Source organism: Curtobacterium sp. C1 (genome assembly GCF_021049325.1).
GTDB lineage: Bacteria > Actinomycetota > Actinomycetes > Actinomycetales > Microbacteriaceae > Curtobacterium > Curtobacterium citreum.
Genome location: NZ_CP088076.1, coordinates 1,206,980 through 1,233,778, shown reverse-complemented (window position 1 = coordinate 1,233,778; position 26,799 = coordinate 1,206,980). Strand labels below are relative to the sequence as shown.

The following is a 26,799-nucleotide window of genomic DNA, read 5'->3' as shown; positions in this document are numbered from 1 at the left end:
GCGGATCTCGTGATCATCATGGCTCGTACGACGCGGAAGAGCGAGCACTGCGAAGGTGTAGAGACCGCGTGACCCGCTCGGGTGATACATCACAGGTCGAACGGTGGCGCCACGGCTGTAGCGTGATCATCGAGCACCGGAGGGGGACTGCTGATGGATGGAACGACTGTTGCGCCGTGGGTCGGCATCGGGGTGACTCTCGCGGTTTCGATCTGCAGTCTGATCGTCGCCCAACGTGCCGAGCGGCGAACCCGATCCGACCGCGAGGAGCGCGAGGCCGCGCGAGTGAGCGCGTGGGTGTCGTTCGTGTACTCGAACCGGGACCACCGGGACGAGCAGCATTGGGACAACGTCCTGGTCATCCGGAACGCATCAGATGCCGTCATCCACAACCTCGAGGCGAAAGCCGTCATGAACGGTCAGGACGAGATCGCCTTCACGGCGCAGGTCTGTCCTCCTGGTGAGTCGTACTCCCGATGGATCCACCCGAAACACCGGGACCATCAGCGGCGGGCGTGGGCGCTGCTGTCGAGCTGCGCGGATCTCGCAGTGGCCGACAAGGGCATGCGTCCGTTCACGAAGGCTGATCGGTGGACTCTCACGACCCTGACGTTCACCGATGCCTTCGGGAAGCGTTGGCAGTACGTCTCAGGGCAGGGCGTTCAGCCACTCTGAGCGTGGACGGACGGGAGGCACGGTGCCAGCTGGCACCGCGCCTCCCGTCCGTCTCCCGGTCGCCCGGGCGACCGCCACTCACCAGGTGAGCACGAACCGCCCCCGCGTCCCGCCGGCGGCGAGGCGCTCGTGCGCCTCCCCCGCCCGCGCAGCGGGCAGCACCTCCGCGACCCGCGGCGTCAGGACGCCGGCCTCCACCGCCTGCCGCAGCTCCTCGAGCAGGTCGAACGACGTGTACTCCGAGAACACCATGATCCGTTCGAACCGGATGCCGCGAGCGCCGTTGCCCTCCCAGCCCCGGACGTCCGCGAAGACCCCGCCGTCGCGGACCGCGTCGACGACCTCCTCGCGCTGGACCGCGGCATCGGCGAGCGCATCGGCCCCGTCCGGCACGATCCCGCGGACAGCCGCGGCGAACCCGTCGCCGCGCGGCACGACGTGGTCGGGGCCGAGCGAGCCGACGAGCTCCTCGTCCTTCGGTGCGGCGTCCGCGATGACCGTGATCCCCCGCTGCTTCGCGAGCTGGACGACGTAGTTGCCGAGCAGCCCCGCGGCGCCGGTCACCGCGAGGGTGTCCCCCGGCGACAGTGCGGCACGCGCGAGGATCTGCAGCGCGGTCAGACCGTTCATCGGCACGGTCGCGGCATCCTCGATCGAGGTGCCGGCCGGGATGCGGGTGAAGGACCCGACGGGGGCGACGAGGTGCTCGACGTAGGCACCGCCGTGCTCGGACAGCGGGAGGGCCATCGCCATGACCTGGTCGCCCACCCGCCAGCCGTCGACGTCGGGGCCGACCTCGTCGACCACCCCGGCGGCGTCCATCCCGGGCACGTACGGCGGGGCAGTGTCGGTCTCCCGCTGCCCCTCGCGCACGCCCGTGTCGGTGGGGTTCACGGCGAATGCCTGCACCCGGATGCGGACGGTGCCGGGGCCGGCGTGCGGCTCCGAGACCTCGTGGACGGCGAGGGCTTCGGGCCCTCCGAACGTTTCGACTCCGACGACCTGCATGTCCTCCGGTCTACCCGCCGTCCAGCCCGGGGACTCAGCGGACGTTGCAGGAGCGAACACCCGCGGCCGATGCCGAGCGGTCGCGCTCGGGACCGCTGCCGGTCAGTCCTCGTCGACGGCGTCCGGGTCGACCAGGCACCCGCTCTCGAGCAGCACGTCCTCGGCGCGCTGCCCGATCGTCGCCCGGCCGTGCCAGTCGTCCGGCGCGGACAGGCGTCCACCGCCTCCGTCGAACCGCTGGGTCAGCTCGTAGCCCTCGTCCTGCAGCAGGCGGACGGCCGGCTCGCTCATCCGGGCACCCTCGGCGTCCGGCACCGTCGCGGACGGCGACGGCACCTGCGGACCGGTCGCCGCCGTCGCGGGATCCGTCGGCGCCCCGTCCCCGACGAACCAGGAGTAGCGGACCATCGTGCCCGCGCCGTGGTTGTCCAGTCGGCAGGTGTCCGTCTCGACCTCGGCCGTCGGCGACGAACTGTCCCGCCCCATGGCCGCGACGACCCGGTCACCGAGGGACCGCAGCTCCTCCTGCGCCTGCGCCACGGTGCGCGCCGTCTCCTGGTCCGTCGGCGGCCGCGCACGCTCGGCAGCGTCGGCGGCCATGCGCACCCCCTGGACGAACGGCAGCGGCAACAGCGTCACCCCGCCCAGGGCGGTCAGGAGCAGGCACACCGTCGGACCGACGATGCGTGCCGACCGGCCGTCACGCTGCTCCCGGCGCAGCCGGAGGAAGCCCCAGAGCGGCACGCCGAAGCCGAGCACCGCCGCGACCAGGTAGGCGAGGAGCATGCCGCCGTCGGACCACCGGTCCGACCACGGCCCGGCTGTGGACAGGACGGAGGCCAGGGCCACCCACCAGCCGACGAACAGCGCGACGATGCTGCCCGCGATCCATCCACCGGCGCTCGCGCGGCCCTCGCCGGCCGGGGCGCCGCCCCGCGCCTCGTCATCGTCCCCAGTCATGCCTCCCCTTCCCCTCGCCCACCGTACCGACCGCCGGACGGGAGGCACGGTGTCAGCCCGCCCCGTGCCTCCCGTCCGTCTCCCGGTCACCACCGCAGCCGACCCACCGGGGCCCGAACCTGCGATCCGGAACGGCGCTCGACGGTTCCGCCTACGCTCGAACGAATGCCCGCCCCGCACCACCCAGCCGACCAGCCGTCGTCGTCCGACGGGTTCATCCGCGTCCGCGGCGCCCGCGAGCACAACCTGCAGGACGTGGACGTGGACATCCCCCGCGACCGCATCGTCGCCTTCACGGGCGTGTCCGGCTCCGGGAAGTCGAGCCTCGCGTTCGGCACGGTCTTCGCCGAGGCGCAGCGCCGCTTCCTGGAGTCCGTCGCGCCGTACGCCCGCCGACTCATCGCACAGGGCAGCACCCCGCACGTCGACTCGATCACGGGCCTGCCGCCGGCCGTCGCCCTGCAGCAGCGCCGTGGTGCCCCGAGCACCCGCTCGACGGTCGGCACCCTGACGACCCTGAGCAACTCCGTCCGCATGCTCTACTCGCGCGCCGGCACCTACCCCGAGGGCGCCGAGCAGCTGTACTCGGACTCGTTCTCGCCGAACACCGCGACCGGGGCGTGCCCGCGCTGCCACGGGCTCGGGACGGCGCACGAGGTGACCGAGGCCTCCGCCGTGCACGACCCCTCGCTGAGCATCCGCGACGGTGCGATCACCGCGTGGCCCGGCGCGTGGCAGGGCAAGAACCTCCGCGACGTGACGGCGGTGCTCGGCTACGACATCGACCGGCCGTGGCGGGACCTGCCGCAGGCGGACCGCGACTGGCTGCTGTTCACCGAGGAGCAGCCCGTCGTGCAGGTCCACCCGAAGCGCGACCGGGTCGCGAAGCCCTACAAGGGGCGGTTCTGGAGCGCCCGGCAGTACACGCTGCACACGTTGGCGGACTCGCAGAGCGAGGCCCAGCGGAACAAGGCGATGCGCTTCGTCGAGTCCGGCCCGTGCCAGCTCTGCGGCGGCTCCGGACTCACCCGCGCGGCCCTCGCGGTGACGTTCGGCGGACTGTCGATCGCCCGGTTCAACGCCTTGCCGCTCACCGAGGTCGCCGAGGTCCTCCGTCCCGCGGCGACGCTGACGGACCCCGCGCCCGCGCAGAGCCGGGTCACGTCCGGCGAGCGGTCCGAGGTGGCGAAGTCGATCGCCGCCGACCTGCTGTCCCGTGTCGAGGTCCTCACCGGACTCGGGCTCGGCTACCTCGGGCTCGACCGGGCGACGCCGACGCTCTCCCCCGGCGAGATGCAGCGCCTCCGGATCGCGACGCAGCTCCGCTCGGGCTTGTTCGGGGTCGTGTACGTCCTCGACGAGCCGAGCGCCGGCCTGCACCCCGCGGACGCCGAGCCCCTGGTCCGGGTGCTCGAGGACCTCCGCGCGAGCGGCAACAGCGTGTTCGTGGTCGAGCACGACATGGACATCGTCCGTCAGGCGGACTGGATCGTCGACGTCGGCCCCGGCGCTGGCTCCGGCGGCGGCCACGTCCTGTACAGCGGTCCGCCCGAGGGACTCGCCGAGGTGTCCGAGAGCGTCACCCGGCGCTTCCTGCAGCCCGGTCGGGCGGTCCCGGTGCACGAGCAGCGTACGCCCGTCGGCACCCTCGAGATCCGGGACGTGTCGCTGCACAACCTCGACCACCTCGACGTCGACCTGCCCCTCGGGGTGATGACCGCGGTCACCGGGGTGTCCGGCTCGGGCAAGTCCTCGCTCGTCGGCGGTGTCCTGCCCACCGTCGCGACCTCGCACCCGATCGTCAGCCGCGTGGTCGAGGTCGACCAGAAGCCGATCGGTCGCACGCCCCGCTCGAACCTCGCGACCTACACGGGGCTGTTCGACGCCGTCCGCCAGGCCTTCGCCGCCACGGACGACGCACGGGAGCGCGGCTGGTCCGCCGGCCGCTTCTCGTTCAACGTCAAGGGCGGCCGGTGCGAGGTCTGCCAGGGCGAGGGGTCCGTCTCCGTCGAGCTGTTGTTCCTGCCGGGCAGCTGGGCACCGTGCCCCGAGTGCCACGGCTCCCGGTACAACGCCGAGACGCTCGAGGTCCACCGGAACGGCGCGTCGATCGCCGACGTCCTCGGCATGACGGTCGACGAGGCCGCCGCAGCACTCGACGACCTGCCCGCCGCCGCCCGCGCGCTCGACGCCCTCCGCAGCGTCGGGCTCGGGTACCTGCGCCTGGGGCAGCCCGCACCGGAGCTGTCCGGCGGCGAGGCGCAGCGCATCAAGCTCGCCACCGAACTCCAGCGCGCCCGCTCCGGCCACACGCTCTACCTGCTGGACGAGCCGACGACGGGCCTGCACCCGGCGGACGTCGAGCTGCTCACCGCCCAGCTCGCACGGCTCACCGACGCGGGCAACACCGTCGTGGTCGTCGAGCACACGATGTCGGTCGTCGCGCAGGCGGACCACGTCATCGACATGGGCCCGTCCGGCGGGGACGAGGGCGGCCGCGTGGTCGCGGCCGGCACACCGGCCGCGGTCGCGGCAGCGCCGGACAGCCGGACCGCGCCCTTCCTGCGCGCGGCGCTCGGCGGCTGATCCTGGGACTCAGTAGCCGATGAGCAGGACGGCTCGGAAGGGCAATCGGAGTCGCTGGGAGGCGTAGATCGCGCTCAGTTGCTCTCGCGTCTTCGCGTACGCGTCTGTCGTCGACGTCCTTCCAGCGCTCTGATAGCGGTACGAGATCGGCATCATCAGGACGAAGTAGTCAGCGTCCAGGAGCAACGACGTGCGGATGATGTCGCGGTAGGCCGCGTTGCTCATCGCGCCGCGCCCTGCTTCCACCTCCACCGCGATCCCGAGACCGTCGTGGAAGGCATCGATCTCGTACGTGACCTCTGCGCGGCCGTTCTCGCCGAACAGGACTGGCCGCTCGATCCGCTGGCTCCGTGTCTTGCCTGCCTCGACGAGGTAGCCAAGTCGCTCCATCGACGGACGCAGGACCTCGAGTACCCCGTCACTGCTCGGACGAGTAGCGCCTGTCGGCAGCGGCTGGAGAGTGTCCAGGGCAGTGCGTTGAGCCCCGACCGCCGCACAGAGCGCTTCCGCCCACGGCTCCGGACGAGCGTTCCGCGGGAAGTAGCTCCAGGAGGGGTAGGACACGTAGCGATTATGCATGCAGGCGATAGGTGAATCGGTCCGTCGGTCCGTCGGTCCGTCGGTCCGTCGGTCCGTCGCGGCATCCTCCGATCGGAGGATGCCGTTCCGCCCGGCCCTCCGATCCGGTGCGGCCATCCGGCGAGGACGCTGGGGTCATGCCCAGCAGCCCCGCCATCGAGGTCGAGCACCTCTCGAAGCAGTACCCGAACGGCAAGCGCGCCGTCACCGACGTCTCGTTCACGATCGACCGCGGCGAGACCTTCGCCCTGCTCGGCCCGAACGGCGCGGGCAAGTCCACGACCGTCGAGATCCTCGAGGGCTACCGGTCCCGGTCGGGCGGTTCCGTTCGGGTCCTCGGCCACGACCCGGCCCGCGCGAGCCGCAGCCACAACGCCCGCGTCGGCATGGTGCTGCAGACGAGCGGCGAGTCCCCGAACGTCACCGTCGCGGAGCAGCTCGCGCACTTCCGGCACCTGTACCCGCGGAGCCGTCCGGTCGAGGAACTCCTCGCGGTCACCGGGCTCCACGAGCAGCGCAACACCCGCATCAGCAAGCTGTCCGGTGGACAGCGTCGGCGGGTCGACGTGGCCCTGGGGATCATCGGCCGCCCCGAGGTGCTGTTCCTCGACGAACCGACGACCGGCTTCGACCCCGAGGCCCGCCGGCAGTTCTGGCAGCTCATCGAGCAGGTCGCCAACGAGGGCACGACGATCCTGCTCACCACCCATTACCTCGACGAGGCCGCACACCTGGCCGACCGCGCGGCGGTGATCGCCGACGGCAGTCTGATCGACCTTGCCCCGATCGACGAGATCGGTGGCGCCGCGGCCCGCATCCCGGTCGTCCGGTGGCGGGACGACGACGGCGCGCAGCACGAGCGACGGACCGCGGACCCGGTCGCACTGGTCCGCGGCTCGACCGAGCCGATGCACGACCTGGAGGTCGTCCGCCCCGCACTCGAGGACGTCTACCTCGCCATGATCGCGGAGCACGCAGCATGAACGCCGCGACGCCCGGCCCGGTCCGCGTCGACCCGGTGCGCAGTGGCCCAGTCCGCGTCGGCGCGGTCCGAACAGGCGCGGTCCGCATCGGGTACGAGGTCCGTTCCTACTTCCGTGCCCCCGACTCCGTGTTCTTCACCTTCCTGTTCCCGATCATCATGCTGGCGCTGTTCTCCGTCGCGTTCGACAGCGCCCCGGACATCCAGGCCGGCCCGGGCGTCAGCGTCGACTACGCGACCTACTACCTGCCCGGCCTCGTCGCGACCGCCTTCCTGCTCTCCGGCACCCAGTCGCTCGGGGTGGACATCGCCGGCGAGCGAAGCGACGGCACCTTGAAGCGCCTCGGTGGCACCCCGCTGCCCGTGCTCGCGTACTTCGTCGGCAAGGTCGGCATGGTGCTGGTGACCGTCATCGCCCAGGTCGCCCTGCTGCTCGGCATCGCCGCGATCGTCTTCGGCGTGCAGCTGCCCACCGACGGCGGCGCGTGGGCCCGCTTCGCCGGGATCATGCTGCTCGGCGTCGCCACGAGCTGCGTCCTGGGCATCGCGATCTCGGCGCTCCCCCGCGAGGGCCGACGCGCCACGGCGACCATCGTCCCGATCGTCCTGGTCCTGCAGTTCATCTCCGGCGTGTACCTCCCCTTCACGCAGCTCCCCGACTGGTTGCAGACCGTCGCCGGGGTCTTCCCCCTCCGCTGGATGGCGTCGGGCATGCGGTCGGTGTTCCTCCCCGAGGGCTTCGCGTCCGCCGAACCCGGGGGCGCCTGGCACCTCGGGATCGGTACCGCCGTCCTGACAGCGTGGCTCGTCCTCGGCGCCCTCGTGTGCCTGCTGACGTTCCGGTGGAACCGACGGGATGCCTGACGTTCCTGTGGAGAGACCCGAGCGCGACGGCAACCGGTGGGATGCTGTCCACATGGACCGCAGCGGCACGCACGCCAACCGGGGCCTCCACGTCGCCTTCGGTGTGACCGTCGCGCTCGTCACGGTCATCGCCGCCCTCGGATGGTCCCCGTGGTCGAGCCGCTGGCCGGCGTTCGTGATGCTCGGGGTCCTCGCACTCGCATACGGCGCGTACGGCTGGCGCGGGTACGCCCGACCCCGCGCGGCAGCCGGCTTCGTGCCGGTGCTCGTCGTGGCTGCCCTCGTCCTGCCCGCGGTCGTCCCGAGCACCGCGTTCGTGCAGTGCATCCTGTTCCCGGTCGCCTGGTGCCAGCTCGACCGCGTCCGCACCTCGGTCGCGGTGTCGGTCGTCATCGGGGTCGCCTCGGGCACTGGCCTGCAGATCGCCTCGGGACCGGCCGCCGTGGTGTCGACGCTCCTCATCGAGAGCGTCAGCGTCGCCGGCGCCTGCGCACTCGGACTGTGGATCACGCGGATCGCCCAGCTGTCCGACGAACGCCGCGTGCTCCTCGAACAGCTGCAAGCCACCCAGGCGTCCCTCGCCGAGGCCCACCGGACGGCCGGCATCACGAGCGAACGCGAACGCATCGCACGGGAGCTCCACGACACCGTGGCGCAGGACCTGGCGGGCATCGTCATGCTGACCGAGCGTGCCCGCGGCGACCTGGCCGCTCACCGCACGGACCGACTCGACGAACGGCTCGCCGTGCTCGAGGAGTCCGCCCGGACGGCGCTCGAGGGATCCCGCACCCTCGTCGCTGCCGGAGCAGCAGGGGTCGCGAGCGACGGCCTCTGTGCCGCACTGCACCGACTCGGCGAACGGTTCCACCGCGAGACCGGCATCCCGGTCGAGGTCGACGCGTCGGACTCCGCGCTGGACCGCGACGTGCAGGTCGTGCTGCTCCGCGTCGGACAAGAGGCGCTGGCGAACGTCCGCGCACACGCCCGAGCGGAGTCGGTGCAGATGCGCCTCCGCACGGATGCCGATCGCGTCACGCTGCGGGTCGTCGACGACGGAGTGGGCTTCGAGCCGGCCCGTGCCACCGCCGGTCGCGGGTTCCCGGGACTGCGCGATCGACTCACGCTGGCCGGGGGCACCTGCACGGTCAGGTCCGCACCCGGCTCCGGAACCGTGGTCGAAGCCGCCCTGCCCCTCCAGCTCGTCACGACCGGCGCACTCGCACCTGCTCAGGCCGTCGCCGTCCCCCCGCCGGTGCCCGCGTGATCCGGGTCGTCGTCGCGGACGACCACCCCATCGTCCGCGCAGGCATCGTCGCCCTGCTGCAGGACGCCGACGACGTGCAAGTGGTCGGCCAGGCCAGCGATGGCGAGACCGCGGTCCGCCTCGCACTCGCGGAACGGCCGGACGTCGTCCTCATGGACCTGCGGATGCCCGGCATCGACGGCGACCAGGCCACCGCGCGCATCCTGGCCCGCGAGCCCGGGGTCCGCGTGCTCATCCTCACCACGTACGAGTCCGACGACCAGATCCTCGCCGCGATCGAGGCGGGCGCCGCAGGCTACCTGCTCAAAGCGGCCCCGGAGTCCGACATCCTGGCGGGCCTCCGGGCCACTGCCCGCGGCGAGACCGCCCTCGCGCCGTCCGCCGCCGCGGCCCTCGTGCGCCGAGCCGCCACGAAGGGCCCGACCGGACCGGCCCTCTCCCCCCGCGAGCACGAGGTCCTTCGACTCGTCGCGCAGGGCAACTCGAACCCAGCGATCGGCCGTGCGCTCTTCCTCAGCGAGACGACGGTGAAGACGCACCTCGGGCATGTGTTCGAGAAGCTCGGCGTGAACGACCGGACACGTGCCGTGACCCGAGCGATGGAGCTCGGGCTGCTCTGACCGCCGCGCCGATCACCGGAGCCACCACACAGGCTACCAGCTCGCCCGATGAACGGCCCGAAACGCAGGGAACCCCTGACCAGTCATGGTCAGGGGTTCCCTGGTGTTACCAACGTTGAGTCCGGCGGCGTCCTACTCTCCCACAAGGTCCCCCTTGCAGTACCATCGGCGCTGAGAGGCTTAGCTTCCGGGTTCGGAATGTGACCGGGCGTTTCCCTCTCGCTATGACCACCGGAACACCTTCGACTTGACCCATCGGATCAAGAAAGCTGTCCCGCGCATGCGCGGTGTTCAGTTTCATGTTCCCGATCGTCTGTCGGGAACCACAAAGTGGACGCGAGCCCCACACCAATGGTGTGGGTAAAAAGTGTGTTGTCAAGTCTTCGGCTTATTAGTACCGGTCAGCTCCACGGGTCGTTAGTCCCCGCTTCCACATCCGGCCTATCAACCCAGTAGTCTGCTGGGAGCCTCTCACACTCAAGGTGCATGGAAATCTCATCTCGAAGACGGCTTCCCGCTTAGATGCTTTCAGCGGTTATCCGGTCCGAACGTAGCTAATCAGCGGTGCCCTTGGCAGAACAACTGACACACCAGAGGTTCGTCCATCCCGGTCCTCTCGTACTAGGGATAGATCTTCTCAAATTTCCAACGCGCGCAGCGGATAGGGACCGAACTGTCTCACGACGTTCTAAACCCAGCTCGCGTACCGCTTTAATGGGCGAACAGCCCAACCCTTGGGACCTACTCCAGCCCCAGGATGCGACGAGCCGACATCGAGGTGCCAAACCATGCCGTCGATATGGACTCTTGGGCAAGATCAGCCTGTTATCCCCGAGGTACCTTTTATCCGTTGAGCGACAGCGCTTCCACAAGCCACTGCCGGATCACTAGTCCCGACTTTCGTCCCTGCTCGACCTGTCAGTCTCACAGTCAAGCTCCCTTGTGCACTTACACTCGCCACCTGATTGCCAACCAGGTTGAGGGAACCTTTGGGCGCCTCCGTTACTCTTTGGGAGGCAACCGCCCCAGTTAAACTACCCATCAGGCACTGTCCATGAACCCGATCAGGGTCCTACGTTAGACATCCAAAGTGACCAGAGTGGTATTTCAACAATGACTCCACGAACACTAGCGTGCCCGCTTCACAGTCTCCCACCTATCCTACACAAGCCACTCCGAACACCAATACCAAACTGTAGTAAAGGTCACGGGGTCTTTCCGTCCTGCTGCGCGTAACGAGCATCTTTACTCGTAGTGCAATTTCGCCGAGTTCGCGGTTGAGACAGCTGGGAAGTCGTTACGCCATTCGTGCAGGTCGGAACTTACCCGACAAGGAATTTCGCTACCTTAGGATGGTTATAGTTACCACCGCCGTTTACTGGGGCTTAAATTCAGAGCTTCGCCCGGAGGCTAACCCTTCCTCTTAACCTTCCAGCACCGGGCAGGCGTCAGTCCGTATACATCGTCTTGCGACTTCGCACGGACCTGTGTTTTTAGTAAACAGTCGCTTCCCACTGGTCTCTGCGGCCTTCAACGCTCAACAAAGCAAGTTCGTATCACGTGTCCGGCCCCCCTTCTCCCGAAGTTACGGGGGCATTTTGCCGAGTTCCTTAACCACGATTCTCTCGATCTCCTTGGTATTCTCTACCTGACCACCTGAGTCGGTTTCGGGTACGGGCGGCTGCAACCTCGCGTCGATGCTTTTCTCGGCAGCATAGGATCACTGATTTCCCCAAACGGGTACGCGTCGGATCTCAGGCACACAGACGACGGATTTGCCTATCGTCAGCCCTACATCCTTACACCAGGTTCACCTTACGGATACCATCGCCTGGCTCAGCTACCTTCCTGCGTCACACCTGTTCATACGCTAGCCGCACCAGCATGGGGTCGAGCGTTAGACCGGACACCATCACCCCGAAGGGATCCGGTGAATCCGGGTTAGGACTCTTAGCACCACTGGATTAGCTTGGGCGGTTGTTCGCCGGTACGGGAATATCAACCCGTTGTCCATCGACTACGCCTGTCGGCCTCGCCTTAGGTCCCGACTTACCCAGGGCGGATTAACCTGGCCCTGGAACCCTTGGTCTTTCGGAGGACGGGTTTCTCACCCGTCTTTCGCTACTCATGCCTGCATTCTCACTCGTGTGGCGTCCACGGCTGGATTCCTCCGCCGCTTCACTCGCCACACGACGCTCTCCTACCACTCCGCACGACTGAACCACGAAGGCTAATCGGTGTGCGAAATCTACAACTTCGGCGGTGTGCTTGAGCCCCGTTACATTGTCGGCGCGGAATCACTTGACCAGTGAGCTATTACGCACTCTTTCAAGGGTGGCTGCTTCTAAGCCAACCTCCTGGTTGTCTGTGCAACTCCACATCCTTTCCCACTTAGCACACGCTTAGGGGCCTTAGTTGGTAGTCTGGGTTGTTTCCCTCTCGACGATGAAGCTTATCCCCCACCGTCTCACTGCTGCGCTCTCACTCACCGGCATTCGGAGTTTGGCTGACGTCAGTAACCTGTTGAGGCCCATCGGCCATCCAGTAGCTCTACCTCCGGCGAGAAACACGCAACGCTGCACCTAAATGCATTTCGGAGAGAACCAGCTATCACGAAGTTTGATTGGCCTTTCACCCCTATCCACAGCTCATCCCCTCCATTTTCAACTGAAGTGGGTTCGGTCCTCCACGACGTCTTACCGTCGCTTCAACCTGGCCATGGATAGATCACTTCGCTTCGGGTCTAGGACATGCGACTGAATCGCCCTATTCAGACTCGCTTTCGCTACGGCTGCCCCACACGGGTTAACCTCGCCACATATCACTAACTCGCAGGCTCATTCTTCAAAAGGCACGCCGTCACCCCTACAAGGAGGCTCCGACGGTTTGTAAGCAAACGGTTTCAGGTACTATTTCACTCCCCTCCCGGGGTACTTTTCACCTTTCCCTCACGGTACTTGTCCGCTATCGGTCATCTGGGAGTATTTAGGCTTATCAGGTGGTCCTGACAGATTCACACGGGATTTCTCGGGCCCCGTGCTACTTGGGATACACATCCGGCCATAACACCATTTCGTCTACGGGGCTGGCACCCACTACGGCCCGGCTTTCAAACCGGTTCGACTATGATGCGCTGTAACCGCCCCAGTCCGGCAGAACTGAGCGACGTGTCCCACAACCCCGACCATGCAACGCCCGCCGGCTATCACACATGATCGGTTTAGCCTCATCCGCTTTCGCTCGCCACTACTCACGGAATCACATGTTGTTTTCTCTTCCTGTGGGTACTGAGATGTTTCACTTCCCCACGTTCCCTCTACCCGCCCTATATATTCAGGCGGGAGTCACCAGGTCACAAAAGCGCCTGGCGGGGTTTCCCCATTCGGAAATCCTCGGCTCACAGCTCGATTATCAGCTCCCCGAGGCTTATCGCAGATTTCTACGTCCTTCTTCGGCTCCAGATGCCAAGGCATCCACCGTTTGCTCTTAGAAACTTGACCACAAAGATTAAAAATTGCAATCCACTCACAACAAGCCGGTCAGACCCGAAGGCCCACCAACCATTGCAAGCGATTTCAAAGATGCTCGCGTCCACTGTGTAGTTCTCAACATACGATCGGCACCACACCCCACCGACACCAACGCATCAGCTTCATGTGGCCCACCGAAGAACCCTGACGGATCACTCCGCCGGCTCAACCCCCGGAAACCGTCCACCCTGGAACAGGGCAGCGACCGGGAAGCCTGGTCCCTCAGGACCCAACAACGTGCACCAGCCGACCCGCTCACCACCGACCCGTCCCAACCAGCAAGCTGGCGTACTAGGGCCGGAAGCTGCGCTCCCGACTGCACTGTCAATGTTCCACCCATGAGCTACCCGTCGGACACGTTCGGTCCGAACCAGGCGCCTGGACCCACCCCACACCTGCCTACTGCAGACGAGGGGACGAGCCAGATGCTCCTTAGAAAGGAGGTGATCCAGCCGCACCTTCCGGTACGGCTACCTTGTTACGACTTAGTCCTAATCACCGATCCCACCTTCGACGGCTCCTTCCACAAGGGTTAGGCCACCGGCTTCGGGTGTTACCGACTTTCATGACTTGACGGGCGGTGTGTACAAGGCCCGGGAACGTATTCACCGCAGCGTTGCTGATCTGCGATTACTAGCGACTCCGACTTCATGAGGTCGAGTTGCAGACCTCAATCCGAACTGAGACCGGCTTTTTGGGATTCGCTCCACCTTACGGTATCGCAGCCCTTTGTACCGGCCATTGTAGCATGCGTGAAGCCCAAGACATAAGGGGCATGATGATTTGACGTCATCCCCACCTTCCTCCGAGTTGACCCCGGCAGTCTCCTATGAGTCCCCGCCATAACGCGCTGGCAACATAGAACGAGGGTTGCGCTCGTTGCGGGACTTAACCCAACATCTCACGACACGAGCTGACGACAACCATGCACCACCTGTACACCGACCACAAGGGGGCAACCATCTCTGGCCGTTTCCGGTGTATGTCAAGCCTTGGTAAGGTTCTTCGCGTTGCATCGAATTAATCCGCATGCTCCGCCGCTTGTGCGGGCCCCCGTCAATTCCTTTGAGTTTTAGCCTTGCGGCCGTACTCCCCAGGCGGGGCGCTTAATGCGTTAGCTACGACACAGAAACCGTGGAAAGGTCCCTACATCTAGCGCCCAACGTTTACGGCGTGGACTACCAGGGTATCTAATCCTGTTCGCTCCCCACGCTTTCGCTCCTCAGCGTCAGTTACGGCCCAGAGATCTGCCTTCGCCATCGGTGTTCCTCCTGATATCTGCGCATTCCACCGCTACACCAGGAATTCCAATCTCCCCTACCGCACTCTAGTCTGCCCGTACCCACTGCAAGCCCGAGGTTGAGCCTCGGGATTTCACAGCAGACGCGACAAACCGCCTACGAGCTCTTTACGCCCAATAATTCCGGACAACGCTTGCACCCTACGTATTACCGCGGCTGCTGGCACGTAGTTAGCCGGTGCTTTTTCTGCAGGTACCGTCACTTACGCTTCTTCCCTACTAAAAGAGGTTTACAACCCGAAGGCCGTCATCCCTCACGCGGCGTTGCTGCATCAGGCTTTCGCCCATTGTGCAATATTCCCCACTGCTGCCTCCCGTAGGAGTCTGGGCCGTGTCTCAGTCCCAGTGTGGCCGGTCACCCTCTCAGGCCGGCTACCCGTCGTCGCCTTGGTGAGCCATTACCTCACCAACAAGCTGATAGGCCGCGAGTCCATCCCCAACCAAAAAATCTTTCCACCACCAGACCATGCGGCCGGCAGTCATATCCAGTATTAGACGTCGTTTCCAACGCTTATCCCAGAGTCAGGGGCAGGTTACTCACGTGTTACTCACCCGTTCGCCACTAATCCACCCAGCAAGCTGGGCATCATCGTTCGACTTGCATGTGTTAAGCACGCCGCCAGCGTTCGTCCTGAGCCAGGATCAAACTCTCCGTAAAAAAAATACAACCAACACCCGAAAGTGTCAGCGAGTTGAAACTGACTGTAAAGACTGTCTACTGACAATCAATTCAATCCAAAAGGAATTGTCTCCGACAACCGAAGCCCCCAAAAGAGCCACGATCGCACGGGGTCAAAATAATTGGCATTGACAATGTGCACGCTGTTGAGTTCTCAAGGACCAGACGCACCCACCAATCAGCCCGACAAACACCGGACCTCAACAGAGGGGCTGGAAGTTCGCTGCCCGGGCGAGACTCGGAACCGAACCAACCGGCCGTTCCGTTCTCCGCCTCAGCGGCAACGAGTGATTACTTTACGCAGAGGTGAACAGCAGCGCCAACAGCGGTCGCATCCCGGGCGTGTCGCCCGGGCGGCCCGGGCCGGGCCGGCACCGGGAACGACGAGAGGCACGGTGCGGAACTGCACCGTGCCTCCTGGCCGTGACCCGACCAGCCGTCTACTCGGCCGCAGCCAACTGGCCGCACGCGCCGTCGATCTCCTTGCCGCGGGTGTCGCGGAGGGTCGTCGGGATGCCGGCGGCGTTGAGTCGGCGGACGAACTCGTCTTGCACGTGCGGCTCCGACGAGGTCCAGACCGAACCGGGCGTCGGGTTGAGCGGGATCGGGTTGACGTGCACCCAGCCCTTGCCGCGGGCGTTGAGCTTCTCGGCGAGCAGGTCGGCACGCCACGCGTGGTCGTTCATGTCCTTGATGAGGGCGTACTCGATCGAGACCCGCCGACCCGTCTTGGCGTAGTACTCGTACGCGGCGTCGATCGCCTCGTCGGCCTTCCACCGGGAGTTGACCGGGATGAGCTCGTCGCGGAGTTCGTCGTCGGGGGCGTGCAGCGACAGCGCGAAGGTCACGGGGATGTTCTCGTCCGCGAGCTTCTTGATCGCCGGGACCAGGCCGACGGTCGAGACCGTGATGCCGCGGGCGCTCATCCCGAGGCCGTTCGGCTGCGGCGCGACCATGGTCCGGACGGCGTCCATCACGCGCTTGTAGTTCGCGAGCGGCTCCCCCATGCCCATGAAGACGATGTTCGTGACGCGCTCGGCGTCGACGCGGTCCTGGCCGCCCTTGCGCGGGTCGCCGCCGAGCTCCCCCGCGGCGATGGCCGCGTTCGCCCGGACGATCTGCTCGATGATCTCGGCCGTCGACATGTTCCGGGTGAGGCCCGCCTGGCCGGTCGCGCAGAACGGGCAGTTCATCCCGCAGCCGGCCTGGGACGAGACGCAGAGCGTGATGCGGCCCGGGTACCGCATGAGCACCGACTCGACCAGGGCGCCGTCGTGCAGCTTCCAGAGGAACTTGATCGTGTCGCCCTTGTCCGTCGCGAGACGCCGGGTCTCGGTGAGCAGGGGCGGCAGCATCCCCGCGACGAGTTCGTCGCGCTGCGCGGCCGGCAGGTCGGTCATCGTCGCCGGGTCGGACGAGTAGTGCGTGAAGTAGTGCGTCGAGAGCTGCTTCGCGCGGAAGCCCGGCAGGCCGAGCTCCTTCACCCGCTCGACGCGCTCCTCCACGGTCAGGTCGGCGAGGTGCACGGGCGGCTTGCCGCGCTTCGGCGACGCGAACTGCAGGAGGGGACGGCCCTCGGAGTCCTGCGCCTGGGTCCAGCCCTCGGTGCGCGGGCGCACCTGCGGACGAGCGGAGCGCTGCTCTTCGAACGGGGTGCGGGTCTCGGTGGCCATCACTCCAGCTTACGGGAGGAGTGCAACCCGTCGGGAACGGGTCACTCCCCCGCGCTCACTCCCCCGCGGGCAGCAGCCGGGCGAAGTGGTGGGCGTTCGGGTACACCGGCACGATGTCGACCGGGTCGCCCGGGTGCGGGGCCTGCAGCACGACGCCGTCGCCGAGGTAGATGCCGACGTGGTCCTCGTCGTCGAACACCACGAGGTCACCGGGCTGGGCCTCGGACTCGGGGATCGTCGTCGCCACGGCGTCCTGCGACGGGACGTAGTGCACGAGCGGGATGCCGACGGCCGCGTAGGCGACCATCGTCAGCCCGGAGCAGTCGATGCCGGAGTGGCTCGCGCCGCCCTCGAGGTACGGGTCACCCATGTACTGCAGCGCCGTCGAGACGATCGTCGCGCGCTTGCCGCCGGCGGACAGGACCTTCGAGATCGCGTCCTCGGCCTGCTGGGTGGTGACCCCGTACTTCGTCACGATCGTCGGGTAGGACACGATCGTCGTCGTGGTGGTCATGCCGTCGGTCTGCACGACGGGGACCTCGACGTCGCGGGCGACCGTGTAGGACTGGTTCGCCTCGTGCCCGAACGCGGCCTGGTCGGTGTGGGACGTCGACGTCGCCGAGCGGTCGGCGCCGGTCATCGGGTCGGCGTTCGCGGGGAGGGTCAGCGTCAGGCTCGAGGTGACCGCGAGGGCCGGTGCCAGCAGCAGGGCGGCACGCTTGGCGTTCGCCGCGCGGCGGATGTGCCGCGGGTCGGCGGCACGCTCGGCGCGCAGGGCAGCGGACCGGGAGAGCACCACCGAGCCGGCGACGGCGGTCGAGGCCACCGGACGGGGCGCGGTGCGGGCGGGACGTCGGACAGACGGGGCGGTGACTGCGAGCGGAGTGTCGACGGTGCGGGCCGCGCGGGCCTGGTCGACCGCGGTGCCCAGGGCCGAGACGGCCGGCGCCGGGGCGGCAGGAGCCTGGCCGGAGACGGCAGTCGCCGGGAGGGCGGGTGCCTGGACCGAGACGACCGGAGCCGCGCGCCGACCGCGCGGACGACGCAGCGTCGGCGGCAGGTCGGCCGGGGTCTCGGGGGTCGTGGCGACGCGCTGCGGGCGCGCCGGCTCGGTGCCGTCGGGGGCTGCGGGCAGGGCGTGACGTCCCATGGTTCCTTCCGGGTCGAGCGAGCGACTCGGTTGTGTAACGTATTGGTCACGAACCTGGGTCCGCCTGGGCAGCGCCTGCCGGTTCCTGCGGTTCGTCACAGTCTCGGCGCGTCAGCCCAGTCGGTACCGAGGACACGGGGGACGATCCGCCACCGCGTGTCCCCCGTTCCGTCCCCCGGGTGCTCCGGTCACAAGGAGCCCTGGGGCCACGGGCCGTCAGCGCGCCAGGTGCTCCGCGACGCGCTGCTGCACCGCGACCGAGTCCGCGTGGTCCCAGAGCGCGAAGTGCGTCCCCCCCGGGAGCGTCACGAGCTCGGCACCCGGTACCTCGGCGAGCGCGCGACGGCTGTGCGCCGGGTCGACGTCGGTGTCCGCGTCGCCGTGCAGGAGCAGCGTCGGCGTCCGGACGGCAGCGAGGTCGAGCCGCTCCAGCGCACCCAGGACCCGGACGTCGTTCTCCCATCCGGCGCGGTGCGCTCCGGCGGCGTTCCCGCTCGTCGCGAGGTCGAGCACGGTGGTGCGGCGGACCGGGTCGTGCAGGACGTCGCGCACGTGCGCCCGCAGCGCCGCACCCCGGAGCGAGCTCACGCCCGCGACGACGGTGCCGACGACCGCGCGCGGGACGACGTGCCCAGCGATCGCGGCGAGCGCGCCGCCGAGTCGGGTCCGCGCGACGAACCACTCCGCCGGCGACGCGTGCGGCGGCACCCAGTGTCCGGAGAGGCCGGCCGTCACGACGAGGGCGCTGACCCGGTCGGGGTGCCGGGCGGCGAAGTGGTACGCCGACGGACCGCCGCCGGACCAGGCGAGCACCGCGGTGCGGTCGACGCCCAGGTCGTCCAGGAGGGCGGCGTAGCGGTCGGCCTCGTCGTCGAGGGACGCGTGCACGGGGATGATCGGGGTCCCGGCGTACCCGGGGCGGGCGACCGCGACGACCCGGAAGCGGTCGGACGGCAGGAATCGGGCCATCGCCTCCGCGCCCTCCAGGCTGCCGGGGGTGCCGTGCAGGACGAGGACCGGTGCGCCCGTGCCGCGCACGGTGTTCGCGACACGTCCGGTGCCGGTCGCGGGGGCTGATCCGGTCTGCATCCCTCGACGGTACCCACGCGACCAGTGGACGGACCGGGGTGCGCCGATGGACGCACCCCGAGCCTCCCGTCCGACCTGCGTGACCACGCAGGGTCCGTCAGCCGACGGTGCGGACCGGACCGCCGGCGACCGCGATGCGGCGCCGCTGCCCGCGCAGTGTGTCGCCGGGGTGCTCGCCGTACCGTCCGGCGTACGACCCGGAGAACCGACCCATGTGGCGGAAGCCGCACGAGGAGGCGACGGCCGCGACGGAGGTCTCGCGGACGTCGGCGAGTTGGAGGGCGACGCGTGCCTTGCCGAGGCGGAGGTCCCGGAGGAAGGCGGTCGGGGTCGTGCCCTCAAGACGTTGGAAGGTCTCCTGCAGCGTGCGGACGCTGACGTCGGCGGCGCCGGCGATGTCGGCGGCGGTGAGCGGGACGCCGAAGTGGGCGTACATGTGCGCCTTCGCGCGGTCGATGGCGTCGACCGGGACGCCGGGCTGCCCGCCGTCCGGTTCGGGACGGAACGCCGCGAGCACCGCCTCGGCCAACCGGAGGTCGAGGACCGCCCGGTCGCCGTCCACCACGGCGGTGTCGAGCATGGCGGGAGCGACCTCGCGCAGGGTCGTCTGCAGCGACTCCAGGTGGGTGGAGGGCACCGAGGCGGGGAAGGCCAGCGGCACCGGGACGCGCGCGGTGCCGACGACGGCGACGGCCTCGAGGAAGTCCGCGTCGAAGTGGACGAGGTGCATCGTCCCCGGGGGCGCCGTGGTCGCGAAGGGCCGTCCGGCGGGCACCATCACGGGCACGCCGGGCCGGAGGGTCACGCCGTCCTCGCGGTCGGGGTCGATGACGACGCCGCCCTCGACCGACCACGCGAGGACGTACTGACGACCGGGCGCGAGCACACCGCTCCGTCGGGCGGTCACGGACGACGTCCAGAGGCTGACCCGGTCGTCGCCCGTGGAGCGGTAGCGGAAGTGGAAGGGGCCGTCGGGGTCGATCACGACGTCGCGGGCTCCGTAGACCTGCTCGAGGAGCTCGCGTGCGGCCTCGGGCTCGGTGCCGCTACGGTGCACCTCGTGCACGGCGACCCGGCGGACGCTGACCGGACCCTCGGAGACGGCCGTGCGGTCCGGGCGCAGCGGAGCCGGGCGCGCCGGGTCGGGGCGCGCCGCCACGGTGCTCACGTCCGCTCCGTCCGGCCACGGACGCGCACCCGCGACAGGTCGGCCAGCGACGGTGCCGCCGGTGGCTCCGGCAGCGCCCAGCCGCGGCGCACCGCGCGGCGGAGGTGGCGGTAGGTGGTGATGTGGACCGGCTCGACGCGCTGGTCCGACTCGTACTCCGACATCGACGTGCTCCCTGCATCACGCGTCGCACGCGTCGCCCCGGTCGGCCTGTGCCACGGGCCGCCGACACGGTGTGGACGCTCTCGGACTGTCGTGGTCGGCACGCTACGCGGACAGTGGTCCGTCCATGTGGAGCCGGTTGCCAGTCCGCGCATGCTGGACGTTTCGGACGGGAGCGGTCGCACGACGACGGCGGGTGGTCGGTCCGGTAGAACGTCCCGAATGGCTCGATGCCGTCGGATGATCTCGACGCTCGACGTATTGTTCGCATAGAATGCGAACATGTTGATCACCGTCGACCCGTCTGCGCGCGCCACGCTCGCGGACCAGATCGCCGCACAGGTGCGGCTCGCGATCGCGCGGGGCGACCTGCGGACCGGCGAGCGCCTGCCGCCGGCGCGGGACCTCGCGGCGTCGGTCGACGTCAACGTGCACACGGTGCTCCGCGCCTACGCGCGCCTGCAGGAGGACGGGCTCATCGAGCTCCGTCGCGGCCGCGGCGCCACCGTGATCCGCTCGGGGCACGCCTCGTTCGACCAGCTGCGGTCGCTCGTCGCGGAGCTCCGGAACCAGGCGGAGACCCTCGGGGTCCCGCTCGACGACCTGCTCACCATGATCAAGGGGGAACGATGACGACACGACCGATCGACCGAGGGGCCCGCACGGCGGTGGTGGCCCCGGGGGCGGCACTGTTCGCCGGGCTCGTGGTGGCCGCTGCGGTGCTCGGGCCGACGCTGCCCGCTCGGATCGCGCAGCACTTCGGTGGCGACGGACAGCCCGACGGGTACGGCTCGCCGTGGCCGTTCTTCTGGGCCACGGCCACGGTCGCCGCCGCAGCCGTCGCCATGTCACTGTGGGCACTCCGCGCGCGGGACCGACGGACCGCGGGACTCGTCGTGCTCGTCGGGAACCTGCTCGCCGGGATCCTCGTCGTGACCTGGGTCTGGCTCGCGGTGATCGCCCAGGACCCCGAGCCGACGTTCTCCGGGTGGTCGACGGTGCCGGCGCTGCTCGTCGGTGGCGTCGCCGGAGTCGTGCCGCTCGTCGTGCTGCGGCGCGCCGCTGCGCCGATCGAGCGCGGGAGTGCGGAACCGCTCCGGGTCGGTCCGGACGCCCGGGTCGCGTGGCGGGGCCGCACCGGCAGCGCGGTCTTCGGGGTGATCGGCGTGCTCGTGCTCGCGACGGGCTGCACGGTCGCGGTGCTGCTCGGCGTGCGCGGTGAGACCGGCGGTGCGGTCACGACGGCGGTGGTCGCGGTGGTCGCCGGGGCGTCGACGCTCGTGCTCGCCCGGGTCGAGGTGACGGTCGACCGCCGGGGGCTCCGGGTGGTGTCCGCGCTTACGCGCGTCCCGCTCATGCGCGTGCCGCTCGAGCGGATCGACACCTGCGGGTGGGAGCAGGTCTCTCCCGGGCAGTGGGGCGGCTGGGGCTACCGGGTCAGCGGGCGCGGGGTCGCGTACGTCGCGCGGTCGGGTCCGGGGCTGGTCGTCGAGACGACGGGCGGGTCGGCGCGGCTCGTGACGGTGGACGGGGCGGACCGCGCGGCGGCCGCGCTCGGCACCCTGCTCGCGGCGCGGGCGGCCTGACGGGAGCGAATCGCGTCCGGCGGACCGGACGGGTGACGGACGGGAGGCGCGGGGCGGGCTGATGGCGTGCCTCCCGTCCGGTGGTGGGCCGGGCCGGACGGTCCGCGGGCGGCGGGGCGGGCTGGTGGCGCGCCTCCCGTCCGGTCGTGGGCTGGGCGGTCCGGAGGCTGACTGTACGGGCTGGGCGACACTTCACGGGCGGCCGCCGCCGTGAACTGTCGCTGAGCGCGTGAGGTGTGCCGGGGCGCGTGTTGCCAGGTCGGCAACGGCGCTTGCGCCGGGCGGGTGCGACGGGGTGCACTGGGCCCATGGACGAACACGACGCACGCGACTGGTGGGAGGCGCGCTACGCCGGCAGCGAGGGGATCTGGTCCGGTCGGGTGAACGCCGTGCTCGCCGCGGTGGCCGCGGACCTGCCCGTGGGGCGGGCGCTGGACCTGGGGTGCGGCGAGGGCGGCGACGTGGTCTGGCTGGCGGAGCAGGGGTGGACGGCGACCGGCGTCGACCTGTCCGCCACGGCGGTCGCGCGCGCCGGACGAGCGGCAGCGGCCGCCGGTGTGGACGGACGGACGACGTTCGTCGCGGCGGACCTGGCCACGTGGGCACCCGAGGACGACGAGCGGCACGACCTCGTGACGGCGTCGTTCCTGCAGTCGTGGCCGGTCGAGATCCCGCGGGCGGCGATCCTCCGCCGGGCGGCCGGGTTCGTCGCGCCGGGCGGGCACCTGCTCGTCACGGCGCACGCCGCACCGCCGCACGGGGACCTGCCCGAGGAGATGCGGGCGTACCGGTTCCCGACGCCGGAGGAGGACCTCGCTGCGGTGCTCGGCAGCGACGAGGCGACGGCGGACGACCCGGCGGCGGGCGGTCCGGCGGCGGGCGGTCCGGCGGCGGGCGGTCCGGCGGCGGGCGGTCCGGCGGCTTGGGCCGTGCTGTCCGCGGAGCGCCGACCGCGGACGACGACCACCGCCGACGGCACGACGCACGAGACCGAGGACAGCGTGGTCCTCGTCCGGCGCCGGGCGTAGCCTGCAGCGCGTGGAGCACACCGCGGTCGACCGGGTCCTGCGCACGCTCGAGGTCGGCGGGACCACGGTCGCGACGCTCGTCGACGGCGGGGCGAGCCCAGTCGCGTGGAGCCCGCGGCCGTTCCTGCACCCGGTGCGGACCCTCGCGGGCACGGTGCTGACCGACGCGCGGCCGGTCGACCACCCGTGGCACTGCGGGGTCGGGACAGCGGTGCCCGACGTCGACGGCGTGAACTGCTGGGGCGGACCGACGTACGTGCACCCCACCGGGTACGAGGAACGCGACGACCACGGGCGGGCCGTCGTCGCGGGGGCCTCGGACGGTGCCGGGACGCTCGCCCAGGACCTGCGCTGGACGGGCTCGGGCGGGGCGGTGGTGCTGCGGGAGACGCGGACGCTGACCTGGGACGCGTCGGGCTCCGGCTGGGTGCTGGGGTGGACGTCGGCGTTCCGCGCGCCGGAGTCGTCGCCCGCCCGACTCGGGAGCCCGGGGAGTCACGGCCGTGCGGGAGCCGGGTACGGGGGCTTCACGTGGCGGTTCGCGCCGTGTGACGACGTCGCCGTGCGGACGTCGACCGCCGTGGGCGAGGATGCCGTGCACGGGGCCGTCGCGCCCTGGGTGGAGTGGACCGGGACGTCCGACGGGCGGCACGGGTCAGGGGCGCGTGCGTCGGTGCGGTTCGAGGCCCTCGGCCACGCGGACCCGTGGTTCGTGCGGGTCGCTGAGTACCCGGCGGTCGGGTCGGCGCTGGCGTGGGACGCCCCCGTCGTGGTGGAGCCCGGCGCACCCCTGGTGCGGTCCTTCCGGGTGACGGTCCGCGACGCGGCGTGACGGTCCCGCCGGCCGACCGTGCACGCGCGCGGCCGTTCGCCGGGTGCTGACCGGTGGTGGCTGTCAGGCGCCGGACTGCTGCACCGGGAGGGCGTCGCTCGTGGTGCGGAGGGACTCGCGCCGGAGCTCGAGCTGCGTGACCGCCAGGGCCGCGAGGTCCCGGAGGTTCGCGAGGTCGGCCTCGGTCGCCTCGCGCGGGCGGGTGTCGAGCACGGCCAGGGTGCCGACCGCGGTGCCGTCGTGGCGGAGCAGCGGGACGCTCACGTAGAACCGGAGACCGAGCGGCCCGGTGACGAGCGGGCTCTGACGCATCTCCGGGTGTGCGGCGCCGTCGGGGATCACGACGGGCACCGGCACGGGGGCGAAGCCGTTGCGGAAGGTGATGTTGCGCGCGGCCTCGTCGACGCCCTCGGCGATCCAGGACTGCGTCCACTCGCGGTCGTCGTCGAGCACGTCGACGAGGGCGATCGGGGCGTCGAACAGGCGCGCGGCCATGGCGACGGTGCGCTGGAGGGACTCCTCGGGCAGGGAGTCGAGCGTCGCCGGACGGGCGTCGGCGGCCGCGGGAGCCGGATCTGCTGCCGTCGGGTGCGCCGGTGCCGCAGCGGAGGGCTGCTCGGGCTGCGCGGTCGCGGTCTCGGCGATGACGACGTCGCGGAGCATCGTGACGAGCTGGGCGCCGAGCGGCCGGGCCGTCGGGTCCTGCGCGGTCATCGCCCGGAGCACGTGCTTCCAGTGCTCGGGGAGCGGCTCGGGCACCACCGGGTCGCGGGTCAGGCGCGCGATCGCGGACTCGACGAGCGAGCCGGGGAACTCCCGACGCCGGGTGAAGCACTGCAGCAGCACCAGGCCGAGCGAGTAGACGTCCGTCGCGGGTCCGACGTCGCCGCCGCGGGCCTGCTCCGGGCTGAGGTACGCAGCGGTACCCGTCGTCACACCGTCCGCGGTGAGCCGCTCGACCCCGGCCGCGAGGGCGATCCCGAAGTCGGTCAGCCGCGCGCGGGCACGGTCGGAGCCGTTGCCGTAGTCGACGAGCAGGATGTTCGAGGGCTTGATGTCCCGGTGCACGACGCCGTGCGCGTGGATGTAGTCGAGCGCCTCGGCCATGTCGTAGCCGACCTCGGCGATGTGCTTCGGTGCGAGCGGGGCGACCTCGAGCCGTTCCTCGAGGTCCTGCCCGACGACGAGCGACATCACGAGGAACCGGCGCGGCCCGCTGCCGACGACGTCGACGACCCCCGCGTCGAGCAGCCCGACGAGGTTGTGGTGCTCGAGCGCGGCGAGGACGCCGAGCTCGGCCTCCTGTCGGGCGAGGTCGACCGTGCCGGGGTTGAACAGCTTCACGGCGACGGGTCGGTGCAGCACCTCGTCGGTGGCGCGGTACACGACGGACATGCCGCCGCGGCCGATCACGTCGCCGAGGCGGTAGCGCCCGTCCAGGAGCGGCGCGGCGTCGTCGTGTCCCATGGGTTCCTCGTCGTCCTGTCGGTGGGCAACGATGCATCTTCGCATCCCGGTGCGCCGCGTGCCCGCCGAGCCGCGCTCGGTGGCCGGACCACGCACCGCTACCGTGGCCGGATGGACAGCAGGGACGACGAGTGGGAGGCGCGGGTCGCCGCGCTCTGGGCCGACGAGACGGTGGACGACCGCGACCGCATCGACCGGATGCGCGAGCTCGCGGCGACGGCCCCGCACCCGGCACTGGGGGCGTTCGAGCTCGGCGGCGCGCACGACTCCGGCGGCGACGAGGCCGGCGCCCACGGTCACTACGCGGCAGCGACCGCCGCGGGCCTGGACACGGTCGACCCGGACCGTGCCGCACAGATGGTGGTGCAGCACGCGTCCACGCTCCGGAACCTCGGCCGCGTCGACGAGGCGATCGCGATGCTCCGGGACGCCCCCGAGCACCCGGCGACCGGTGCGGCGCCGCGGGTGTTCCTGGCGCTCGCACTGCACAGCGCCGGACGAGTCGACGAGGCCCTGCGCGTGGCGATCGAGGCCGTCGAGCCGACGCTCCCCCGCTACCACCGCTCCGTACGGGCCTACGCGGCGGCGCTGACGGAGCAGCACGTCCAGGACTGACGGCCCACGGACGCTGACAGCCGACCGCGCGGGCGCTACCCTCGCGGTCAACGAGCGACGAGGAACCGGCACGACGAAGGAGTCCCCATGCCCGCACGGTTCGTGTACTGGATGAACGTCTCGGTGGACGGGTACATCGAGGCGGAGGCGGGCGAGCACGCCGGCCCCGACGCCCCCGGCTGGGTCCGGATCGACGAGCAGCTGCACCAGGAGTTCAACGACCGCGCACGCGCGATGTCGCTCTCGGTGGAGGGCCGGATCGTCCGCGAGATGATGGACCCCTACTGGCCGGACGCCCGCTCCGACGAGGACTCACTGCCGGTGGAGCGCGAGTACGCCGAGATCTGGACCGCGCAGCCGAAGATCCTCGTGTCGCGGACCCGCACCGAGGCCGACCACCACACGCGGGTGATCGGTGCCGACGGGGACGCGATCGCCGAGCTCGCGAGGATCCGCGCAGAGGGTGACGGGGACGTCGGTGTGGGCGGGGCGAACCTCGCGACGCAGCTCCTGGACGCCGGGCTCATCGACGAGCTGCTCCTGTTCGTGCACCCCGCCGTGCTCGGACGCGGCCGACCGCTCTTCGACCCGCCGGCGTCGGGCTCCCGCCCGCCGCTCCTGCTCGACCTGCTCGAGACGAAGGCCTTCGACAACGGCGTGGTGCTGCACCGGTACGCGGTGCAGCGGTAGCGGCGGTCGCGACGCGACCACGCAACGGACGGGAGGCACGGTGCCAGCTGGCACCGTGCCTCCCGTCGGTCTGGGCGAGCGCCCGTCAGTGCGACGCGGCCTTCTCGATCTTCTTGCGGAGCTTCGCGCGCTGCTTGCGCGCGTGCGGGTCGTTCCAGGCCTTGCGGATCGTCTCGGCGGTGCTCGTCTTCTTGACGACCGGTCGGTTGGACCGGGACCCGATCCAGAAACCGATCAGGACGATGGCTCCGATGACGATGATGCGGTTGCGCACGGTGGTCTCCTCTCGCGT

22 protein-coding genes and 3 rRNA genes are annotated in these 26,799 nt (G+C 69.8%); 12 read left to right on the top strand and 13 right to left on the bottom strand.

The annotated features are described in order from the left end of the window. Positions 1 to 153 precede the first annotated feature (153 nt). Positions 154 to 675 (top strand): hypothetical protein, encoded by a 522-nt coding sequence (locus LQK89_RS06055; protein WP_175326482.1) that lies wholly within the window; start codon positions 154 to 156, stop codon positions 673 to 675. A gap of 78 nt (positions 676 to 753) precedes the next feature. Here the strand turns inward: LQK89_RS06055 and LQK89_RS06050 are convergent, their stop codons facing one another. Together LQK89_RS06050 and LQK89_RS06045 are read right to left on the bottom strand one after the other, a co-directional pair. After that, complete coding sequence (locus LQK89_RS06050) at positions 754 to 1,683, bottom strand: NADP-dependent oxidoreductase (RefSeq protein WP_231050475.1); 930 nt, start codon at positions 1,681 to 1,683, stop codon at positions 754 to 756. Positions 1,684 to 1,785: 102 nt separating this feature from the next. Next, a complete protein-coding gene (locus LQK89_RS06045; protein ID WP_231050474.1) occupies positions 1,786 to 2,643 on the bottom strand; it encodes a hypothetical protein in 858 nt (285 codons plus the stop codon). Between the two features lie 165 nt (positions 2,644 to 2,808). Here LQK89_RS06045 and LQK89_RS06040 point away from each other — a divergent pair, with 165 nt between their 5' ends. Further along, positions 2,809 to 5,229: an ATP-binding cassette domain-containing protein gene (locus LQK89_RS06040; RefSeq protein WP_231050473.1), complete on the top strand. Its 2,421-nt coding sequence runs from the start codon at positions 2,809 to 2,811 to the stop codon at positions 5,227 to 5,229. A 9-nt stretch (positions 5,230 to 5,238) separates the two neighbouring features. On the opposite strand, the gene LQK89_RS06035 is transcribed toward LQK89_RS06040, so the two are convergent. Further along, the gene (locus LQK89_RS06035) at positions 5,239 to 5,793 is read right to left on the bottom strand and encodes a hypothetical protein (RefSeq protein WP_231050472.1); all 555 of its coding nucleotides are present in this window, start codon (positions 5,791 to 5,793) and stop codon (positions 5,239 to 5,241) included. Between the two features lie 152 nt (positions 5,794 to 5,945). Between LQK89_RS06035 and LQK89_RS06030 the strand changes: the two genes are divergently transcribed. The 4 genes from LQK89_RS06030 to LQK89_RS06015 are packed head-to-tail and all read left to right on the top strand — an operon-like array spanning position 5,946 to position 9,538. Then, a complete protein-coding gene (locus LQK89_RS06030; RefSeq protein WP_231050471.1) occupies positions 5,946 to 6,791 on the top strand; it encodes an ABC transporter ATP-binding protein in 846 nt (281 codons plus the stop codon). Beyond that, positions 6,788 to 7,654: an ABC transporter permease gene (locus LQK89_RS06025; RefSeq protein WP_231050470.1), complete on the top strand. Its 867-nt coding sequence runs from the start codon at positions 6,788 to 6,790 to the stop codon at positions 7,652 to 7,654. Before LQK89_RS06030 ends, LQK89_RS06025 begins: the two co-directional genes overlap by 4 nt. Before the next feature lie 52 nt (positions 7,655 to 7,706). Then, positions 7,707 to 8,918: a sensor histidine kinase gene (locus LQK89_RS06020; protein WP_231050469.1), complete on the top strand. Its 1,212-nt coding sequence runs from the start codon at positions 7,707 to 7,709 to the stop codon at positions 8,916 to 8,918. Then, positions 8,915 to 9,538: a response regulator transcription factor gene (locus LQK89_RS06015; protein WP_231050468.1), complete on the top strand. Its 624-nt coding sequence runs from the start codon at positions 8,915 to 8,917 to the stop codon at positions 9,536 to 9,538. The genes LQK89_RS06020 and LQK89_RS06015 overlap by 4 nt, the downstream gene beginning before the upstream one ends. Before the next feature lie 119 nt (positions 9,539 to 9,657). Here LQK89_RS06015 and rrf read toward each other — a convergent pair. The 8 genes from rrf to LQK89_RS05975 all read right to left on the bottom strand — a co-directional run bounded on the left by rrf (position 9,658) and on the right by LQK89_RS05975 (position 20,291). Further along, positions 9,658 to 9,774 (bottom strand): 5S ribosomal RNA (gene rrf / locus LQK89_RS06010). Positions 9,775 to 9,909: 135 nt separating this feature from the next. Then, positions 9,910 to 13,038 (bottom strand): 23S ribosomal RNA (locus tag LQK89_RS06005). 466 nt (positions 13,039 to 13,504) lie between these two features. Continuing rightward, positions 13,505 to 15,026 (bottom strand): 16S ribosomal RNA (locus LQK89_RS06000). The 16S, 23S and 5S rRNA genes sit together here, the layout of an rRNA operon. 461 nt (positions 15,027 to 15,487) lie before the next feature. Then, positions 15,488 to 16,720, bottom strand: coding sequence for a 23S rRNA (adenine(2503)-C(2))-methyltransferase RlmN (gene rlmN, locus LQK89_RS05995; RefSeq protein ID WP_058743283.1), 1,233 nt, complete (start codon positions 16,718 to 16,720; stop codon positions 15,488 to 15,490). A gap of 55 nt (positions 16,721 to 16,775) precedes the next feature. Next, positions 16,776 to 17,870 (bottom strand): C40 family peptidase, encoded by a 1,095-nt coding sequence (locus tag LQK89_RS05990; protein ID WP_231050467.1) that lies wholly within the window; start codon positions 17,868 to 17,870, stop codon positions 16,776 to 16,778. A gap of 216 nt (positions 17,871 to 18,086) precedes the next feature. Beyond that, positions 18,087 to 18,959, bottom strand: a complete 873-nt coding sequence (locus LQK89_RS05985; protein ID WP_231050466.1) for an alpha/beta fold hydrolase — start codon at positions 18,957 to 18,959, stop codon at positions 18,087 to 18,089. Positions 18,960 to 19,056: 97 nt separating this feature from the next. Beyond that, on the bottom strand, positions 19,057 to 20,127 hold the full coding sequence (locus LQK89_RS05980) for a helix-turn-helix transcriptional regulator (protein WP_231050465.1): 1,071 nt from the start codon (positions 20,125 to 20,127) through the stop codon (positions 19,057 to 19,059). Continuing rightward, positions 20,124 to 20,291: a hypothetical protein gene (locus tag LQK89_RS05975; RefSeq protein ID WP_175324824.1), complete on the bottom strand. Its 168-nt coding sequence runs from the start codon at positions 20,289 to 20,291 to the stop codon at positions 20,124 to 20,126. The genes LQK89_RS05980 and LQK89_RS05975 overlap by 4 nt, the downstream gene beginning before the upstream one ends. A 280-nt stretch (positions 20,292 to 20,571) precedes the next feature. On the opposite strand from LQK89_RS05975, the gene LQK89_RS05970 reads away from it, so the two are divergent. The 4 genes from LQK89_RS05970 to LQK89_RS05955 all read left to right on the top strand — a co-directional run bounded on the left by LQK89_RS05970 (position 20,572) and on the right by LQK89_RS05955 (position 23,735). Beyond that, entirely contained in the window at positions 20,572 to 20,922 is a 351-nt protein-coding gene (locus LQK89_RS05970) for a GntR family transcriptional regulator (RefSeq protein ID WP_175324825.1), read from the top strand. Further along, the gene (locus tag LQK89_RS05965) at positions 20,919 to 21,875 is read left to right on the top strand and encodes a DUF1648 domain-containing protein (protein WP_231050464.1); all 957 of its coding nucleotides are present in this window, start codon (positions 20,919 to 20,921) and stop codon (positions 21,873 to 21,875) included. Before LQK89_RS05970 ends, LQK89_RS05965 begins: the two co-directional genes overlap by 4 nt. A gap of 308 nt (positions 21,876 to 22,183) precedes the next feature. Then, the gene (locus tag LQK89_RS05960) at positions 22,184 to 22,903 is read left to right on the top strand and encodes a class I SAM-dependent methyltransferase (RefSeq protein ID WP_231050463.1); all 720 of its coding nucleotides are present in this window, start codon (positions 22,184 to 22,186) and stop codon (positions 22,901 to 22,903) included. Between the two features lie 10 nt (positions 22,904 to 22,913). Continuing rightward, positions 22,914 to 23,735 (top strand): PmoA family protein, encoded by an 822-nt coding sequence (locus LQK89_RS05955; RefSeq protein WP_231050462.1) that lies wholly within the window; start codon positions 22,914 to 22,916, stop codon positions 23,733 to 23,735. A 63-nt stretch (positions 23,736 to 23,798) separates the two neighbouring features. On the opposite strand, the gene LQK89_RS05950 is transcribed toward LQK89_RS05955, so the two are convergent. Beyond that, positions 23,799 to 25,202 (bottom strand): protein kinase domain-containing protein, encoded by a 1,404-nt coding sequence (locus LQK89_RS05950; RefSeq protein ID WP_174778221.1) that lies wholly within the window; start codon positions 25,200 to 25,202, stop codon positions 23,799 to 23,801. Positions 25,203 to 25,313: 111 nt separating this feature from the next. On the opposite strand from LQK89_RS05950, the gene LQK89_RS05945 reads away from it, so the two are divergent. Together LQK89_RS05945 and LQK89_RS05940 are read left to right on the top strand one after the other, a co-directional pair. Then, positions 25,314 to 25,817 (top strand): tetratricopeptide repeat protein, encoded by a 504-nt coding sequence (locus tag LQK89_RS05945; protein WP_144801929.1) that lies wholly within the window; start codon positions 25,314 to 25,316, stop codon positions 25,815 to 25,817. An 87-nt stretch (positions 25,818 to 25,904) separates the two neighbouring features. Beyond that, positions 25,905 to 26,507: a dihydrofolate reductase family protein gene (locus LQK89_RS05940; RefSeq protein WP_144801932.1), complete on the top strand. Its 603-nt coding sequence runs from the start codon at positions 25,905 to 25,907 to the stop codon at positions 26,505 to 26,507. A gap of 85 nt (positions 26,508 to 26,592) precedes the next feature. Here LQK89_RS05940 and LQK89_RS05935 read toward each other — a convergent pair whose 3' ends face one another. Next, the gene (locus LQK89_RS05935) at positions 26,593 to 26,781 is read right to left on the bottom strand and encodes a hypothetical protein (protein WP_058743411.1); all 189 of its coding nucleotides are present in this window, start codon (positions 26,779 to 26,781) and stop codon (positions 26,593 to 26,595) included. Positions 26,782 to 26,799: the final 18 nt, after the last annotated feature.

Excerpts from the sequence above, each read along its gene's own strand:
- LQK89_RS06055 (WP_175326482.1), top strand. The coding sequence starts at position 154 with ATGGATGGAACGACTGTTGCGCCGTGGGTCGGCATCGGGGTGACTCTC.
- LQK89_RS06050 (WP_231050475.1), bottom strand. The coding sequence starts at position 1,683 with ATGCAGGTCGTCGGAGTCGAAACGTTCGGAGGGCCCGAAGCCCTCGCC.
- LQK89_RS06045 (WP_231050474.1), bottom strand. The coding sequence starts at position 2,643 with ATGACTGGGGACGATGACGAGGCGCGGGGCGGCGCCCCGGCCGGCGAG.
- LQK89_RS06040 (WP_231050473.1), top strand. The coding sequence starts at position 2,809 with ATGCCCGCCCCGCACCACCCAGCCGACCAGCCGTCGTCGTCCGACGGG.
- LQK89_RS06030 (WP_231050471.1), top strand. The coding sequence starts at position 5,946 with ATGCCCAGCAGCCCCGCCATCGAGGTCGAGCACCTCTCGAAGCAGTAC.
- LQK89_RS06025 (WP_231050470.1), top strand. The coding sequence starts at position 6,788 with ATGAACGCCGCGACGCCCGGCCCGGTCCGCGTCGACCCGGTGCGCAGT.
- LQK89_RS06020 (WP_231050469.1), top strand. The coding sequence starts at position 7,707 with ATGGACCGCAGCGGCACGCACGCCAACCGGGGCCTCCACGTCGCCTTC.
- rlmN (WP_058743283.1), bottom strand. The coding sequence starts at position 16,720 with ATGGCCACCGAGACCCGCACCCCGTTCGAAGAGCAGCGCTCCGCTCGT.
- LQK89_RS05990 (WP_231050467.1), bottom strand. The coding sequence starts at position 17,870 with ATGGGACGTCACGCCCTGCCCGCAGCCCCCGACGGCACCGAGCCGGCG.
- LQK89_RS05985 (WP_231050466.1), bottom strand. The coding sequence starts at position 18,959 with ATGCAGACCGGATCAGCCCCCGCGACCGGCACCGGACGTGTCGCGAAC.
- LQK89_RS05975 (WP_175324824.1), bottom strand. The coding sequence starts at position 20,291 with ATGTCGGAGTACGAGTCGGACCAGCGCGTCGAGCCGGTCCACATCACC.
- LQK89_RS05970 (WP_175324825.1), top strand. The coding sequence starts at position 20,572 with ATGTTGATCACCGTCGACCCGTCTGCGCGCGCCACGCTCGCGGACCAG.
- LQK89_RS05965 (WP_231050464.1), top strand. The coding sequence starts at position 20,919 with ATGACGACACGACCGATCGACCGAGGGGCCCGCACGGCGGTGGTGGCC.
- LQK89_RS05960 (WP_231050463.1), top strand. The coding sequence starts at position 22,184 with ATGGACGAACACGACGCACGCGACTGGTGGGAGGCGCGCTACGCCGGC.
- LQK89_RS05950 (WP_174778221.1), bottom strand. The coding sequence starts at position 25,202 with ATGGGACACGACGACGCCGCGCCGCTCCTGGACGGGCGCTACCGCCTC.
- LQK89_RS05945 (WP_144801929.1), top strand. The coding sequence starts at position 25,314 with ATGGACAGCAGGGACGACGAGTGGGAGGCGCGGGTCGCCGCGCTCTGG.
- LQK89_RS05940 (WP_144801932.1), top strand. The coding sequence starts at position 25,905 with ATGCCCGCACGGTTCGTGTACTGGATGAACGTCTCGGTGGACGGGTAC.